General features: G+C 55.3%; 14 protein-coding genes. 13 read left to right on the top strand and 1 reads right to left on the bottom strand.

What is annotated here, in order from left to right:
* Positions 1 to 90: 90 nt before the first annotated feature.
* Positions 91 to 585, top strand: coding sequence for a hypothetical protein (locus E0E47_RS14430; RefSeq protein ID WP_117677913.1), 495 nt, complete (start codon positions 91 to 93; stop codon positions 583 to 585).
* 108 nt (positions 586 to 693) lie between these two features.
* Here E0E47_RS14430 and E0E47_RS17385 read toward each other — a convergent pair whose 3' ends face one another.
* Entirely contained in the window at positions 694 to 852 is a 159-nt protein-coding gene (locus tag E0E47_RS17385; protein ID WP_004322843.1) for a hypothetical protein, read from the bottom strand.
* Positions 853 to 866: 14 nt separating this feature from the next.
* Here E0E47_RS17385 and E0E47_RS14425 point away from each other — a divergent pair, with 14 nt between their 5' ends.
* The 12 genes from E0E47_RS14425 to E0E47_RS14365 all read left to right on the top strand — a co-directional run bounded on the left by E0E47_RS14425 (position 867) and on the right by E0E47_RS14365 (position 15,605).
* Positions 867 to 2,126, top strand: coding sequence for a hypothetical protein (locus E0E47_RS14425; RefSeq protein WP_117677912.1), 1,260 nt, complete (start codon positions 867 to 869; stop codon positions 2,124 to 2,126).
* 74 nt (positions 2,127 to 2,200) lie between these two features.
* Positions 2,201 to 3,268 (top strand): metallophosphoesterase family protein, encoded by a 1,068-nt coding sequence (locus tag E0E47_RS14420; protein ID WP_117677911.1) that lies wholly within the window; start codon positions 2,201 to 2,203, stop codon positions 3,266 to 3,268.
* Positions 3,256 to 5,580, top strand: a complete 2,325-nt coding sequence (locus E0E47_RS14415; protein ID WP_130894028.1) for an SMC family ATPase — start codon at positions 3,256 to 3,258, stop codon at positions 5,578 to 5,580. The genes E0E47_RS14420 and E0E47_RS14415 overlap by 13 nt, the downstream gene beginning before the upstream one ends.
* A complete protein-coding gene (locus tag E0E47_RS14410; RefSeq protein ID WP_117677909.1) occupies positions 5,555 to 6,040 on the top strand; it encodes a crossover junction endodeoxyribonuclease RuvC in 486 nt (161 codons plus the stop codon). The genes E0E47_RS14415 and E0E47_RS14410 overlap by 26 nt, the downstream gene beginning before the upstream one ends.
* 144 nt (positions 6,041 to 6,184) lie before the next feature.
* The gene (locus E0E47_RS14405) at positions 6,185 to 6,787 is read left to right on the top strand and encodes an RNA polymerase sigma factor (protein ID WP_004322848.1); all 603 of its coding nucleotides are present in this window, start codon (positions 6,185 to 6,187) and stop codon (positions 6,785 to 6,787) included.
* The gene (locus E0E47_RS14400; RefSeq protein WP_117677908.1) at positions 6,765 to 7,382 is read left to right on the top strand and encodes a hypothetical protein; all 618 of its coding nucleotides are present in this window, start codon (positions 6,765 to 6,767) and stop codon (positions 7,380 to 7,382) included. Before E0E47_RS14405 ends, E0E47_RS14400 begins: the two co-directional genes overlap by 23 nt.
* Positions 7,379 to 8,734, top strand: coding sequence for a DnaB-like helicase C-terminal domain-containing protein (locus tag E0E47_RS14395; RefSeq protein WP_117677907.1), 1,356 nt, complete (start codon positions 7,379 to 7,381; stop codon positions 8,732 to 8,734). The genes E0E47_RS14400 and E0E47_RS14395 overlap by 4 nt, the downstream gene beginning before the upstream one ends.
* A gap of 634 nt (positions 8,735 to 9,368) precedes the next feature.
* Positions 9,369 to 10,409, top strand: coding sequence for a toprim domain-containing protein (locus E0E47_RS14385; protein WP_122139558.1), 1,041 nt, complete (start codon positions 9,369 to 9,371; stop codon positions 10,407 to 10,409).
* Positions 10,406 to 12,163, top strand: a complete 1,758-nt coding sequence (locus tag E0E47_RS14380) for a PHP domain-containing protein (protein ID WP_117677904.1) — start codon at positions 10,406 to 10,408, stop codon at positions 12,161 to 12,163. Before E0E47_RS14385 ends, E0E47_RS14380 begins: the two co-directional genes overlap by 4 nt.
* Positions 12,129 to 12,896, top strand: coding sequence for a DNA-methyltransferase (locus E0E47_RS14375; RefSeq protein ID WP_009316563.1), 768 nt, complete (start codon positions 12,129 to 12,131; stop codon positions 12,894 to 12,896). Before E0E47_RS14380 ends, E0E47_RS14375 begins: the two co-directional genes overlap by 35 nt.
* A complete protein-coding gene (locus E0E47_RS14370) occupies positions 12,889 to 13,431 on the top strand; it encodes an HNH endonuclease (RefSeq protein WP_004322855.1) in 543 nt (180 codons plus the stop codon). The genes E0E47_RS14375 and E0E47_RS14370 overlap by 8 nt, the downstream gene beginning before the upstream one ends.
* The gene (locus E0E47_RS14365; RefSeq protein WP_130894027.1) at positions 13,428 to 15,605 is read left to right on the top strand and encodes a helix-hairpin-helix domain-containing protein; all 2,178 of its coding nucleotides are present in this window, start codon (positions 13,428 to 13,430) and stop codon (positions 15,603 to 15,605) included. The genes E0E47_RS14370 and E0E47_RS14365 overlap by 4 nt, the downstream gene beginning before the upstream one ends.
* The last annotated feature ends 4 nt before the right edge of the window (positions 15,606 to 15,609 follow it).

Genomic DNA, 15,609 nt, shown 5'->3' with positions numbered 1-15,609 from the left:
ACGGCGATATCGAAAGCCGACGGAGGATTGCGGAGCGCAGGAACGCTCCCGTCCGTGAAACCGTACAGCAAACCATTCAACCGCAACATCATGAAACAGAAGAAAATCAGGCGGCAGCCGCAGAAGAAACCGTCTCCCCGGCAGCAGAAGCCCCGAAAGCGAGAAGACGGAAGACCGCAGGGGACGCTTAAGCGCTTTCCTTTCGACGAGACACGGATAGGCTTCATGCTCCGGTATGAGATGCCGGTAGTCTATCATCTGCTCCGCAGGTTATGCGCCACGCAGCAGCCCTTCGAGCCGGACTGGCAGGTCATACGGTCGGTGGCGGAGGCATCGAAAGACCCTTCCTGCGGCAAGGCGAAGTTCCGCCGCTACCTGGACGAGTACCGCCGGGACGGGGTCTATTGCCGACGCGGGAAACGGCTCACGCCGGGGCGCAAAGCCTACTATGAAGGCATATGCCGCCGCAAGAGAGAAGAGTATATCCGCCGGAACCGCAGAAGGTTGCTTGCCGAAGCGCGGAACGCGCCGGGCGGCGACAGACTGCTCGGGGAGATTAAAAGCATTCTTAAAATGAAACGGTAATGCGTTGAAGGACAATACCGGTGACAAACATTCATGTACATGTATGGCTGTTCCGGGTGATTTGCCTAATTTTGTATTCCACGGTCGCTGCAAGACCTTTCCATATTATCAAATGAGTATCCTCTTTCGGGATACGGTCAGCGAGACATCCTCTCCCAGTTTTATCAGTTGAACGCGGACGGTGCAACCGAACCCGTCCGTCCTGTTACCAGTTTCTTTGCGATGCGGGTATGCCGTGTCGCATTCTTCGGGCATTTTTAAATCCATAAAACAAAGCGTTTATGCAAGAAGAAGAAAAGAACAACGGCATGGAAGGCATGTCTGTCGAGGAAATGTTCCTCGGCGTTCAGGAATCTTATCAGGAGGCACAGTTGCGTGCCCAGGAGGAGAACAGGGCTTTCGCCCGTACGGAGTTCTTCCGCATGGACAAGTTCGGGACTTACCGTCTCCGTATCCTGCCCATCGCTCCCAATCCGGACGGCTCGCCGACACGTCCGGGCTATGAGTATCCCGTCCACCAGCTGCTTCTGGAGCTGGAGAAACCCGCTACGGGGAACAAGCCCCAGAAGATGTATGTCACTGTCACCCGCGCTACCGATGCCGGATATAGCGTTGATCCCATCGAGACCTACCGCCGCATGGCCGTCGAAGCCGCAAAAGAGGATGGGGACGACAAACTGGCGGAAAAGATTGCCGGGGGCTCGTTCGGAGGCGGTCTGAAATACAGTTATGGCCACTGTCTCTATGTATTCGACCTGGGTGAACGTGCCAAAGGCGTGCAGATGATGACCCTTTCCCATGCCCAGTTTAAGGACCTGGATGAGAGGAAGTTCAAGCTGTGGAGCAAGAAACTGGCCAAGAATCCGTCTTACCCGTGCCCGGTTTCCTCGGTGTATGACGCCTATCCGGTGGAGATTGAAAAGCGCAAGAACGGAGCCAAGACCGAGTATGTCATTTCCATTGACAACGAATCGGAACCGGTACCGTTGACCAAGGAGGAGCTGACCGCCCTGATGGGTGCGCCGCGTATCCCGGAAATCATCTACCGCTACACCCGTTATCATCTGGGAGCCACCGTCGAGTTCCTCAAACAGTGCGACGGCATCTACGGCATGTCGCTCATGGAGACGGATGAAATGAAGACGGTCATCGACACGCTGGACGGTGAACTGCCCAAGGAGGACACATCCGCGTTCTCGTTCGACCGCCGTACGAAAGATAACAGGGAAAACGGGCGTGAAGGCGGAGGCATCTCGCTGGACGACCTTTTCGAACGTTATGACGAGCTTCAGCGGCAGGAACTCGGTGACAAGACCGAGGAGGGCCAGGAGCTGCGTGCGATGATCCGCGGCTACATCGAGCAGGAAGGACTCTCCGTGCGTGTCACACGCTCCACGAGCAACCGTGAACTGCTCGACCTGATCGAAAGCGAGATGGAGGGTCCGAAGCCCGGTGACGAACCGGAGGATGCCCCCGGGGAGGAAGAAGAGCAGCCGGAGGAAACGGAAGAGCGTGCCGGGCGTCCCCGCCGCCGCAGATAAGCCTTTCACAAGTTCTTGAATTCTAATCCGACGGGAGGCATCAGGGCCTCCCGTCCTAATCACAATCGCTTAGTATGAAAGAGAACAAACCCTGCCTTTTGTTATTGAATGACATCCACATCTCGAAAGACAACATCCCTGCATTCCAGGCCAACTGGCAGGAGGCCATGGGGATTTGCAGGGAACGGGATATCCGGGAAGTGGTTGTCGGAGGAGACCTGTTCTTTTCCCGTGCCGCCCAGACACTCGATGTCCTGCTGGCCGTCAGGGATATGCTTGTATCCGCCGCGGACCATGGCATCCATGTCACGCTGGCGGAAGGGAACCACGACAAGGTGAACCAGGAATCCCTGCGCGGATATTGTCATGTCTTCGACCGGCATCCGAATGTGACTGTCGTGGATGAGTACCTGACCCTGTGCCGCCCGGAATGGAAGTTCACGCTCCATGTAATGAGCTATTTTCCGGAAGACGGCTCTTTTGCCGAAAGGCTCGGACGATTGGCTGCGGAAGCGCTTTCCGGAAAACCGGAGCACTTCCTCTACATCCATGAGGGTATCAACGGGGCATTGGCACAGCCTTCGGAGAAGGAGCTGCCTGCCAGGATATTCTCTCCTTTCGACAAGGTCTTTGTCGGCCATTACCACAACCGTACCGTCATTCCGGGGACGGGAATCGAATATATCGGTTCCTCGCGCCAGCACAACTTCGGGGAGGACGAGGAGAAAGGATACACGGTGCTGTACACGGACGGCACGCACGAGTTTGTCAAGAACCGCGTGAACATGCGGTACCGTGTCATGGATGTGCCGGCGGAACGTGCCGGGCTGCACCTGATGGACGAGCTGCGTGAAATGGAGGCCGACGGCCGCTACAAGGTCAAGGTGCGTATCCATGCACCTGCCGCCGCGATGAAATCGGTGGACAAGGCCGTCTTGCTGGAAGCCGGAGCGGCGAAGGTGGAACTGGTTGCCGATGACGAGCAGCCGCCGGAAGCGGTATCCTCTTCGCTCTTCGAGAAATTCGACAGCCGCCGCATCCGGGAAACCTACGAGGACTTCTGCCGGGAGAAACAGATCGAGGATGTGTCGATGGGATTGGAGTATTTATCTAAAATAGAAAACAGATCATGTGGAAATTAAAGACGATAGAAGCCGAAAATCTCTGCGCCTTCCGTTCGCTGTCCTACACGCTGCGGCAAGGCGTGACGACATTGATTTTCGGCGATAACCGGGACAATGACTCCCAGCAGTCGAACGGGGCCGGCAAGTCTGCCCTGTTGGAATGCATCGCCGTGGGTATCACGGGCAGCCCGCTTAGAAAGATACGCTCAGAGGAGATTATCAACGATGCGGCGGAAGAATGCCGCGTCGCCTTACATTTCATCAACGATTCCGCCGCCGAGGAACTGCTCGTCAACCGCCGTATCCCGCGCAAGGGGGCCTCCTCTGTCAGCTGCACGCTTTACCGTGGGGGCAGGCAGGTGATGACCGACGAGGCGGTACAACCTTCGGTTGACGCCTATAATCGGTATATTCTTGACAAACTGGGTGTCACACGCGACGAGCTGCTCAACAATTTCATCCTTTCCAAATACCGGTATGAGGATTTCCTCTCGTCATCGGACAAGGAGAAGAAAGAGGTCATCAACCGCTTTTCCAACGGTATCCTGGTGGATGAAGCCATCGCCAAAGTGGAGGAAGACATCGTGCCGCTCTCTGAAAAGAAACGGCAGGTGGAACTGGAACTGGCCGGGTTGGACGGGCGTATCGGGATGTTACAGGAGCAGATACGCAAGGAGGAGGAAGCCGGAGCCGAGCGGGGGCGTACCCGTGTGGAACGTATCATGGGACTGGAAACGGCCATAGCGGCCAAGAGGGAGCAGATCCGTACCGGGCACGAGAACGTGGACAGGCTTGAGGAACAGCTTGCCGGAGTGCAGCGGGCGGACGAGGCTTTGCAGGAACTGGAAGCCGGAGATACCGCATTGGAAGCATGTCTGGAAAAGATAGCGGAAATGATGTCCCTCTTTCCCGATGCCCGGCAGACGGACTGGGACAAGGTCATTGCCGAAAAGAAAGGACGGTTACAGACCGCCACAGAGCGGTTGAAGGATTGCGATGCCGTCTTGAAACAGGCGGAACAGGAACTGAAAAACAGGACTGACGGCTGGGAACAGTTCAAGAAGGAGTATGCCGCATTCTGTGAGGCATACAGGGATCAGTCCGATACGACTGCGGAGAGACTGCGGGAAATCGACATCCGTCTGCGCGACCTGTCCGGCAGCATCGAGGAACTGCGCCATAAACGGCGTATCGTTTCTGCCGGTATTGACGGCCTCTCGAACAAACTGGCCGGCTCCATCACCTGTCCTTTCTGCGGGTATGAGTTTCTGGTGGCAGAACCACAGTTCGACATCAAGGCCGGCATGAAGGAACTGAAGCTCCGTCAACGGCAGCTCACGGAAATCAACGGCCGTATCGATGAGAAGCAGGAGGAGACGGATGCCGTGGAGTTGCAGCAGAACCGGCTGAACCATGAGCGCCGGATATTGGAAGGCAGACGCACCGGATGGGAGGAGCAGCTGGCCGGGCACGAACGGGCCGTCAGGAATGCCACCCGCCACGTGGAAGAGGTGGAAAGCGGGCATAAACGCATCGCTTCCGAAATTACCGCCCTGCAAAGTGAAATCGAAGGTGTCCGCCGCAAGGTATTCGACGAGGTGTTCGGATTCATAGACGAGCGCAATGCCGCACTGAACCGCGGCATACGGGTAGGCAAGGAAGATATACAGGCCGCGGCCTGCGCCATCGACACTTTGCAGGCCACGATCCGGGAGCTGGATGAGGCGGCTTCACCCGACCTCATACAATCGCTCAAGGACACTCTCCGTGAAACGCGCGGAAAGTCTAACGAGGCGGCAGGGCGCAAGACGGCCGTCGATACCCGGGTCCGTGCACTGGAGATACAGCGGGAACGGTTCGTGCAGTTCAAGACCTATCTGGCCAACACGAAAATCGAGGCGCTCAGCCGTATTACCAACGAATTCCTGCAAAACATCGGCAGCGACATCCGTATCCGCTTCGACGGGTATACCATTCTCAAGAGCGGTAAGGTAAGGGAGAAAATCTCCATCTCGCTGTTGCGCGACGGCATGGACTGCGGCTCGTTCGGCAAGTTCTCGGCAGGCGAAGCCGCCCGTGTGAATTTGGCGACCATCCTTGCCATGCAGAAACTCGTGAACAGCAACTGCGACGGGGACAAAGGACTGGACCTGCTCGTGCTGGACGAGATACTTGAGGCGGTCGATGAAGCGGGGCTGGCCTCCATGTTCGAGGCGCTGAACTCGCTCGGCGGTACCGTGCTGGTCGTCTCGCACGGGAATGTGGCGGAGGGGTATCCGCATAAACTGGTAATCGTGAAAGAGAATGGCGAATCAAGACTCGGAGAATAGCGTACTGACCCGGGAGCAGGTACTGGCGCTGGACATTGCCACGCATACCGGATACTTCTCCCTGCATGAGGCCGGGACATGGAACTTCACCGAAAGCAAACGGCGCAACGGCAACAAGATGCACGGCGCTTTCAGGACTACGCTGCTCTCGCTACTCCGTCGTTACGGCATCCGCCGCGTCGTGGCCGAGGATGTGAGCGTGAACCGCCATTTCTACGACATGCGGCGGCTCTCGGAACTCAGGGGCGTCCTGCTCGAAGTGTGCGATGAACTGGATATCCCGGAACCGGAGTTCGTCAACCCGGCTGTCCTCAAGAAATGGGCGACGGGAGACGGACACGCCACCAAGACGCAGATGGTCGCGGCCTGCAAGGACAGGTACGGTATTGTCCCGGTGGATGACAACGCGGCGGATGCCTGCCACCTCTTCTACTATTACATCCGCAGGCACAGGCTGTGACAAGCCGACAACGGTTTGGATTTTTTTCGGGCGGCGGTAATGCTGCCGCCCGTTTTTTCAATTGACGCTCACGGTAGCTGACAGATTAGGACATGAGATTCATTATCAACCTTTTCAGTCAGTGGAAACGTGGAAAAGAAAGATGTGTTTATTGCGGTTCTCCAGCCTGAAGACGAATCCGCGAGACAGAGGGCGGAACTTCTCAGAAAATATGTGATGCCGCACAAGAATCTGATATACAGCATTTGTATCAAATATACCTATAACCAGGAGGACATCGAGGACAACTACCTCGAGGCGTTGGCCAACTTCTTCAAGTATATGGACAGTTATGACCCGGCCCGTCCGGTAAAGACCTGGATCTATGCCGTGACCAAACGGCTTGTGGCGGACCTGAACAACCGCAACAGGAACCGCATGCCCCCGGACGACAATATCGACATTTCGGAAATATCCTCTTCGCTGTCGGATGAGGACGAACCGTCGGGAAACAGCATGGGGATGGACAACTACCGCGAGTTCTATAACGATGACATCCTCTGGGCACTGGACCGGCTCAAACCGATTTACCGGGAAGCCCTGCTCTTGCAGCAGGCTGGTTACAAACTCGGGGAAATCATGGAAATCACCTATAACAACGGTACTTTGCAGACCAGGAACGTAGAAACGGTAAAAAGCCGCATCTTCCTAGCCAAGACGCAGCTGCGCAAACTATTGACACGCGATGGAGAGAAAAGAATGGATTGACGGATGCCGGAGGCTCTTTACACGGCTGGTCCGCACCACGGTGTGGGCGGATTTTGTGTTCCCTACCGGCGGCAAGTCGGACAGGCAGCTCGGGATGTGTTTCGACGGCTTGTGCCGGGAGGTCGTCTCCGTCAGTGCGGAACGCCTGTCCGACTTCTGTATCTGCCAGACATATGCCATTTCCGGATATGATACCGCGTATCGCAGGAAATGGAACGTCTCGCATTCATTCGGAAAGAAAGCCATCGACCGCTATCTCCGCTCGGGAAAGGAACGCCGCTACCGGGAGGACCGGTGGCTGAAGAGTTTCGGGCTGTCACGGCATGATTTGGCGCGGGCAGTGGAAGACCGCCGCAGCCATCCGTTCGGGCGTTTTATTTATCCGGAATACGAGGAGACGACCAAGCGGCGACTGCTCTCCACCGAAGCGGGATATCTCATCTGTGCGCTCTCCACGCTGATGTGGACGCCTTTCTCCCCGTCATGCTCAAAATGTGCGAAAGCGGAGCCGTGCCGCAGAAGGACACAGGCGCGCTATCCGGAACTGTACCGTATCCGCTGTGAGGCGTGGCGGAAAAAGGAGGCGAAGCCATGAGTGCCGTCAATCCGCTCAGTGCCGAGTTCCTGTATGAACTCTATGCCACGGCGCTCAGACAGGAACCGTTGTGTGCCGTCCTAGCCCGGCATATGCGCAAGGAATACCTGCCGGACCGTTCGTTCCAGCAGGTACAGGAGGCGATAGCCGTACACTTCAAGACATACAAGACACCGCCGTCGTATGCCGTGCTGGCACAGACCTTCCATGAGGATTACGACGCCATCGAGCTGATAGACACTTTCCGGGAGTATGACGAGGGACAGAGTGCCGAGGTGATGACCGACATGCTGGAGTCCTACATCAAGGGGGTCCGGTTGCAGTCGGTCTATGCGGAGGTCGGGAAACTGTATAACGAGAACAAACAGGACAAGGCGGAGAAGACTCTTCGGGAATATGCCGAGTGGCTGGCAGGGTTCACGCTGAAGAGCACCTCGTTCGTCGATGTGGCCGCGACTTTCAAGGAGCGTTTCGAGAGGAACCGCCGGCGCGAGGAGGAAGAGGAACGCTCGGCCGCCCCTCGTGTGTCCCGCTTCTATATCCCGTATCTGGATGCGCTCAATGCCGGACGTAACCTGCGAGGTCAGCTGACCTGTTTCCTGGCCAGCACAGGCGTGGGAAAGTCACACATCGCCAAATGGATCGGTGTCAGGGCGGATATCGATGACGGGCTGCATGTGCTGCATTTCCAGCTGGAAGGTTCGGAAGAAGAGGCGTTGAACGCCTATTCCGGCGGACTGATTTCCAGGAACGCCTACTATTACGAGCGGGGAAAGATTTCGGATACGGAGATGAGACATCTGGAAAAACTGGTCGCCTCGTATGCCGGAAGCATCACGGTGCGCAGTTACCCGCGTTTCAATGCCCAGGTCTCGACACTCGACATCAAGAACGGCATTTCGGAATACAGGAAGCTCAAAGGATATAATCCGGACATCGTGATTGTGGATTCGATGGACTTGCTGACGGATGCCAACCGCCGTTCATGGGGAGCCGACCATGAACGGGCGAAGCGTATCGCGGTGGCTAATGACCTGAAGGACCTGGCGGCGGACGAAAAGGTATGGATGGTGGTGACTTACCAGTCTACCATCGAAGACCGGGAGTGGCTGAATGACGAGCGGAACGTGCTGACCGAGTACAACTGTTCGGAGGCCAAAGGTCTGGCCCGCCCGTGCACGCACCTTGTTTCGCTCAACCAGTCATCGGCTGAAAGAAAGGAGAACGTTATGCGCCTGCACGTGGCCAAAAGCCGGTTCTTCAAGAAAGGAGACACTATCAGGATTGCCACCGACTACGACAATGAGGTGTTCTATGACGGGCAGAGGACACTGAATCTGAACAGGGAATAAAAAGCCATCGATCCGGATGCGGTGTGTCGGTGGCTTTTTGACTTGTAACGACTGGAATGTTGAGAATATATGGCAGCTTACATGCGTAAAACCAATTCCGGACAGATACGATTTTTATTGTATGCCCTTTGTATTCCGCCATATCGTCCGTTCCCCATGTTATCAACAGCAGGTTTTCACATTTCAATTCCTCTGCCGCCTCCAAGGCTTTCAGTTTCCGCTCACGGGTCTTGGCGTTCGAGATATCATACGACCTTTGTTCGAGGAAAGTTCGAATGACCTCGCAAATACAAATCCATTATCTGTAGTAATTGGAAAACGATACTTTTCATTCAGTATATTTATTGTACTGCACAAAAAATACGCTTTTTTTATGTAGAGAGTGATCATTTTAGAAAAGTACATCTCTACACCTGAAAATCAGCCAATGCTGATTTTCAATCTCCTTATTTATATATTGTTTTATCGATTGGACAAAAGCAGTCTTTTTTGTCCAGCCGGGAAGACAATTTCTCTTTTCCTTTGGGTGGAACAGACCTTCCATGATTCTGCCGGTCTATTTTTATTGGGCTAATCCGGATTCTTTTTCCAAACATTTCAAACCAACCTGTAGCGGTCACGACTATACCTTAATATGGAACTGTCGGTACAGGAATATCAATATCTGGTTTCGGAGATAACCCGCGAGACGGGTGCCAAACGGGACGGGAGCGGTAAGAACCTTATCGTTCCGCGCTGCCCGTTCTGCGGAAAGTCGGGCGGTAAGTTCGGTATCTACATCGGCAAGGCGACTGCCCACCGCTGGCCTTTCATGGCCCACTGCTTCTCCTGCGGGGCATCCACCCGTACATTGGAGCAACTTCTGGCGGCTATCGGTCGCATGGACCTGATGGTTTTGCAGACAGCCGACATTGCCGCACCGTTGAACCTGCACCTGCTGGAGAAGGACGAGGCGGAAGAAATAGACGACGAACTGATGCCGGTCGAATTGCCGGACTTTTACAAGCGCACTTTCCGGCATCCGTATTTGCAGCGGCGCGGCTTCTGTTTCGACGATTACGAGTATTTCCCAGTCGGGATAACCGGCAGGCTCAATCCGCGCTACGCTGACTATGTCGTTTTTCCGGTCATCGATGACTGTACGGTTGTCGGCTATGTCTCCCGCCATACCTGGCCGAAAGAGGATATAGACGCCCACAACCGCAAGACCAGACATAGCGGCGGGTACAGGATCCTGCGTTACCGGAACTCCACGGAAAACGACTTTTCCAAACTCCTTTATAACTACGATGCCGTCCGTATGGATGAAACCGATACGGTCATCCTCGCGGAAGGTATTTTCGATGTCATCGCCCTGACCCGCAGACTCGAACTCTATGACAATTCCCATGTCGCAGCCGTGGCCACTTTCGGAAAGAAAATATCCGATGTACAGATCTACAAGCTGCAATCGAAAGGCGTCAGAACTGTAGTCATCGGTTACGATGGTGATGCCGTCGAGTCGGTAAAGCGGACGGCGGAACGGCTGAAACCCTATTTCGAGGTTTTCATCGCGGACATTGCCGATGCCGCCAAAGACTGGGACGAACTCACGGAAGCGGAAATCTACGGGATTTTCGCCTGCCGCCTGCTGTCCGTCCTTGAATACAAACTCAAAAAAGTACAGGAAAGATGATACAAGAACTTTTCTCATGGCTCGATGCACAACGGATAACCTATATCCCGGTCGATACGGAAGTGGTGGATATTCCCGGCTTCGGGCGGCTTTTCACGGCCGACCTGTCGGGAGTGGAATCCATTTTCCGCAGCGACGGGGACAAGCTCGTGTTCAACCTGATGGAAAGTCCGGATGTGCTGATGGAAGAAGGAATCTTCCATGTGGCCTTCCCGTTCGGCAGGAACTGGTACTATTATGACTTGCGGGAAGAATTCCGTTTCAACCTGCTGAGATATATCGGCCGACCCAAGCCTCCAGTACACGATGTACCTTTCGTGAACCTCGGCATCCATACCTCCTACGAACTGCTGAACGCCTGCGGCTCGCCGGAAGATTTGTGCCGCAAGGCGAAATGGCTCGGGCATACGGCTGTCGGCATCTGCGACCGTAATACAATGGCCGCCACGCTGAACCTTCAGAAGGAGTGCGCCAATACCGGGCTGAAACATATATTCGGCTACTCGCTGACAATGACGCACGAAGAAGAACGTGTCGGGCTGAAGATTTATGCCTTGGATAACGAGGGACTGCATAATCTGCTGCGCATCCAACGGGCCGTCATGGTCGATTCGGAAGACAACACCCTCCGCTATGAACAGCTGCTGATGTATGCCGCAGGTTGTGTGCCGGTCTTTGCCACCCGTTCAGTCTACTGGATGACCGGACATCCCAAACAGGTGGAGCGTATCCGAAAAGGTGCCGAAGCGGTCTATTACCAGATTGATGCCAACGAATACAAGGCGGACCGCATTGACAGGGAGCAACTGGAAGCCCTGAAATATTATTTCGGCAACTGTTATGATGCCGACACGGATTCATTTACAGTAGAACCAGTCCTGATTCCGGACTGCTACTACATGGACAAGGACGATGCAGGGTACAGAATCGTGGTGAACAAGATTGCCACGGGAACCGCCCATGAACAGAGCGATGACCAGTATTTCAAGACAGCGGATGAATTGTATGACACGCTCCGTCCTCTGTTCTCCGGGCAATGGGACTTCGATTCCCTGTTTAGGCGCATGTGCCGTCCCACGGTGGAGATTGCCGGACGTGCGGACGCCTCATTCGAGACCGGGCGAATGTTCATGCCGGAATACCGTATGCGACCGGAAGAGCGGGAACGGTATGGTGACCGCCGTACGATGTTCCTCCGACTGCTTGACGACGGGCTGGACCGGAAAGTGCCGGAACCGGAGCGGGAACGCTATCGGGAACGGCTGGACGAGGAAGTCTATATCATTGAATCGACCGACAATGTGGACTATTTCCTGGTGCAGTGGGATATGGTGCGGGAGGCGCACCGGAGAGGCATCGCAACTGGTATAGGTCGCGGTTCCGCCGGGGGCTCGCTGGTTTCCTACTTGCTTGGCATAACCTCCATCGACCCGCTGAAATACGACCTTATCTTCTCGCGCTTCCTCGTGCCGGAACGCTGCGGGCTCAGCTGGAAAGACGAACTGACGGTGCTTGCCCCGGACATCACACTCGGCAAGGGCGAACGCTATGTGGAGATGGAATCTGAAGGCAAGACTTACCGTCTGTGCACGGATGCCCGGATGCGGGTAATCCGTAACGGAGAAGAGCGGACGATATACGCAGATGAATTGATGTGTGGCGACGAAATCCTTTTTGACCGCCGAGATTGCTTGTGGAACCTAAAGGAACTCGAAACCCATGAATCCGACCTACGAACACCACCGTCCCTATGACGGTTGCGACCTTTACCGGGGCGATGCACTCGATGTGCTGCCCCTGCTGGCTGAAGAAGGCATCACTGCCGACATGGTATTGTCAGACCCTCCATACGGTACGACACATTGTCGATGGGACGCCGTGATAGACATCCCCGGGATGTGGAATGCTGTACAGGGCATATCCAGACCTGACACTCCCGTACTGCTGTTCTGCCAGCATCCTTTTACGAGCCTGCTGGGCAGCTCCAATCTCCGCAGGCTGCGGTATGCCTGGGTATGGGAGAAGACGCAGGCGACAGGCTTCCTAAACGCCAGGCGTATGCCGATGAAGGCGCACGAGGACATTCTGGTCTTTTACGACAGGTTGCCGAAGTATCATCCGATCAAGACGGACGGGCACAAGCGCAAGGTCGTGATGGCCGAACACCAGCGGAAATGCGATGCCGGCGAGATATACCGGAAGCACGATAATTTCCGGGATTACATATCCACGGAACGCTATCCGCGCAGTGTGCTGAAATTCAAGACGGACAAGCAGCTCTCCTGCCTGCACGCGACACAGAAACCTGTCGCCCTGCTGGAATACCTGATACGCACCTACACCGACGAAGGAGACATCGTCCTCGACTTTGCGATGGGCAGCGGCAGTACAGCCGTGGCCTGCCGGAATACGGGACGCCGGTTCATCGGCGTGGAGATAGACCTGGGAATTTTTCAGACAGCACTAAACCGTATAACCCATGGCTGACACCCGGGAAATCTGGGTGGATATCAAGAACTATGAAGGAAAGTACAAGATCAGCAACCTCGGGCGTGTCAAGAGTCTGGAACGGCAAGTTTCGCATGACGGTATCACCTGGACACAACCCGAACGTATCATGTGTCATTGGTGTGGGACGACTTCGCTCTATGACTGTGTCCGACTCTACAAGGGCGGTGTCGGAAAGAAGTTCTCCGTGCACCGTCTGGTGGCACAGCACTTCCTGCCCGACTGGAATCCGGGACTGGAGGTGAACCATATCGACGGGAACCGCGACAACAACCGTGCGGATAACCTGGAAATGTGTACGCACCAGCGGAATATGGAACATGCCATAGCGGGTGGCCTCAAACGGGATTACGGCGAGAAAAGCGTGAACGCCAAACTGACCAACGGGCAGGCGGAAGAGATACGGGTGAGGTATTCCTCCGGCCAGGCTTCCCAGAACAGCCTGGCAAAACAGTACGGTGTCAGCCGCCAGACGGTAAGCGCGATAATACGATACAAGAAATATATCAGATGAAAGTAACACATATAAGAATCAGGAAAGCAGACGGACCGCTGACGGTCATGGATGCCTTTGTGGACAAAGGACTGACAGAAGGCGGCCACGCTTCGCTGCCGGACATAGATGTCGACTATGCCTCCGACCGGCGGCAGGAGATCAAGGATTACCTGGAAGAACGGTACAACGCGGACGGCCGCCAGCGTGTCTTTTCCGCCGGCACCTTTACCACGATGAAACTGAAAGCCGCCTTGAAGGACGTGGCACGCGTACACCGCGTGCCTCACTCCATCGTGAACTATATTACCGCCATGATAGATGACGGCACGGACTGGACAGGACTGTTCAGACAGGCTGCCTTCAACAGAAAACTTCGGGACTTTATCCAGACCTATCCGCTGGTCATCGAGGACGTGCAAGGATTGCTCGGACAGCCCAAAGCGGCCTCCATACACGCCTCGGCCATCGTTGTCACACCGGACACGCGGGACGGCAGGCCCGCCGAATGCTTCGATTTCCTGCCGGTCCGTAAGATGGACGGGGCACTGGTATCGGAGTTCGACGGCTATTCGGTCGATGAGATCGGATTGTTGAAGGAGGATGTGCTGGCGACAAAGGAACTTGCCAAACTGAGTGCCGTCATCGAGTTGGTCAACCGGAATTTCGGGCAGGAACTTACTATCGGGCGTATTACGCAGGATATGCTGGAAGACGGGAAGACCTACCGACTGCTCTCGGACGGCAACACGCAGAATGTGTTCCAGTTCTCTTCGCCGGGCATTACCCGGTTTATCCAGGATGTACAGCCGGAGTGTATCGAGGACCTGATCGCCATCAATGCCCTGTACCGTCCCGCCACACTCGACATCGGTGCCACCGATGATTATGTCCGTTTCAGGCGTGGCGAAGTGGCCCCGGTCTATAACTACGGCTGTTATGAAGCAACGAAGAACACTTTCGGAATCATGGTCTACCAGGAGCAGTTCATGTCCGTTGCTCATACGCTCGGGGGATTCGACCTCGGGAAGACCGACTATCTGCGCAAGGCCATAGGAAAGAAGAAAGCCGACCTGATGGCCACGCTGAAGGCGGATTTCATTGCCGGAGCCGTCGGGAACGGATGCCCGGACTATGAGGCGGAGGAAATCTGGCACAAGATAGAGGTAGCCGGGAAATATTCGTTCAACCGTTCCCATGCCGCGGCATACGCCCTTACAGCCTATTGCGGGGCATGGCTCAAGGCCAATTACCCCTCGGCATTCTACACGGTGGCATTGCAATGGGCGGACGACAAGGAGATTCCTTCGTTGATGGCGGAGATGGAACGCTGCTCGTCGGCCAAGATCGTGCCGCCGGACATCAACCGCTCCGGGACGGAGTTCTTCACCGACTATGCCACCGATGAAATCTTCTGGTCGCTTACCCGTATCAAACAGGTCGGTGTCAAGACAGTGGAATACATCGTCACGGAACGCGACCGGGGCGGGGCATATACCGGTATCGAGAACTTCATCCACCGCATATTCCGTTACAAACTCAAGAAATACAGTTACTGGGACGACCCCGACAACGCGGAAGAGGCCGTGAAAGTCCCCGTGAACGCCCGGCATGTCAAGCACATGATCCTTGCCGGATGCTTCGACCGTATCGAAAAAGTCGGGGCGGTTACCGAACGCTGCGCGCTGCTCGAACGCACAGCACGGGAACTGGGATTCTCCCTTTCTGAAAAAGACTTCCCGCAGGACATGCGCGGGCGGCATTTCTTCTGGTCGCAGCAGCAGATTGCCGTGTCGGGCATAGGCAGCATCGATTATCGCCGCATCTTCAACAATTCGGAAGCCCGCAGGCAGGTCAAGGGAAAAGCCTCTTACCTGACCCTGGACGAGGTGGCACGGGACGAGAACGACGGCAGGCGTGCGACTGTCTGCGCCACGGTGGTGGATGTAACCGAACATACCTACAAGGACAGGGAGACGGGAAGCCGGAAGCGTTTCGCCAAGCTGACACTCTCCCAGAACAACCGTCTGGCGGAATGTGTATGCTGGAACGACTATTACATGGAACACCACACCGAGATCCAGTCGCTCAAAGACCGGGTGGTCATCCTCACTGCCGTCATCCGTTACAGCGACTACAACGGATGCAATACATTACAGACCTATAGGAACTCATTGTTATTCATTCAATCCTGAAAAG

It is taken from the genome of Paraprevotella xylaniphila YIT 11841, from assembly GCF_900683745.1.
Classification (GTDB): Bacteria; Bacteroidota; Bacteroidia; order Bacteroidales; family Bacteroidaceae; genus Paraprevotella; species Paraprevotella xylaniphila.
The sequence above is the reverse complement of the archived record's forward strand: the minus strand, read 5'-3'. Positions and strand labels throughout refer to the sequence as shown.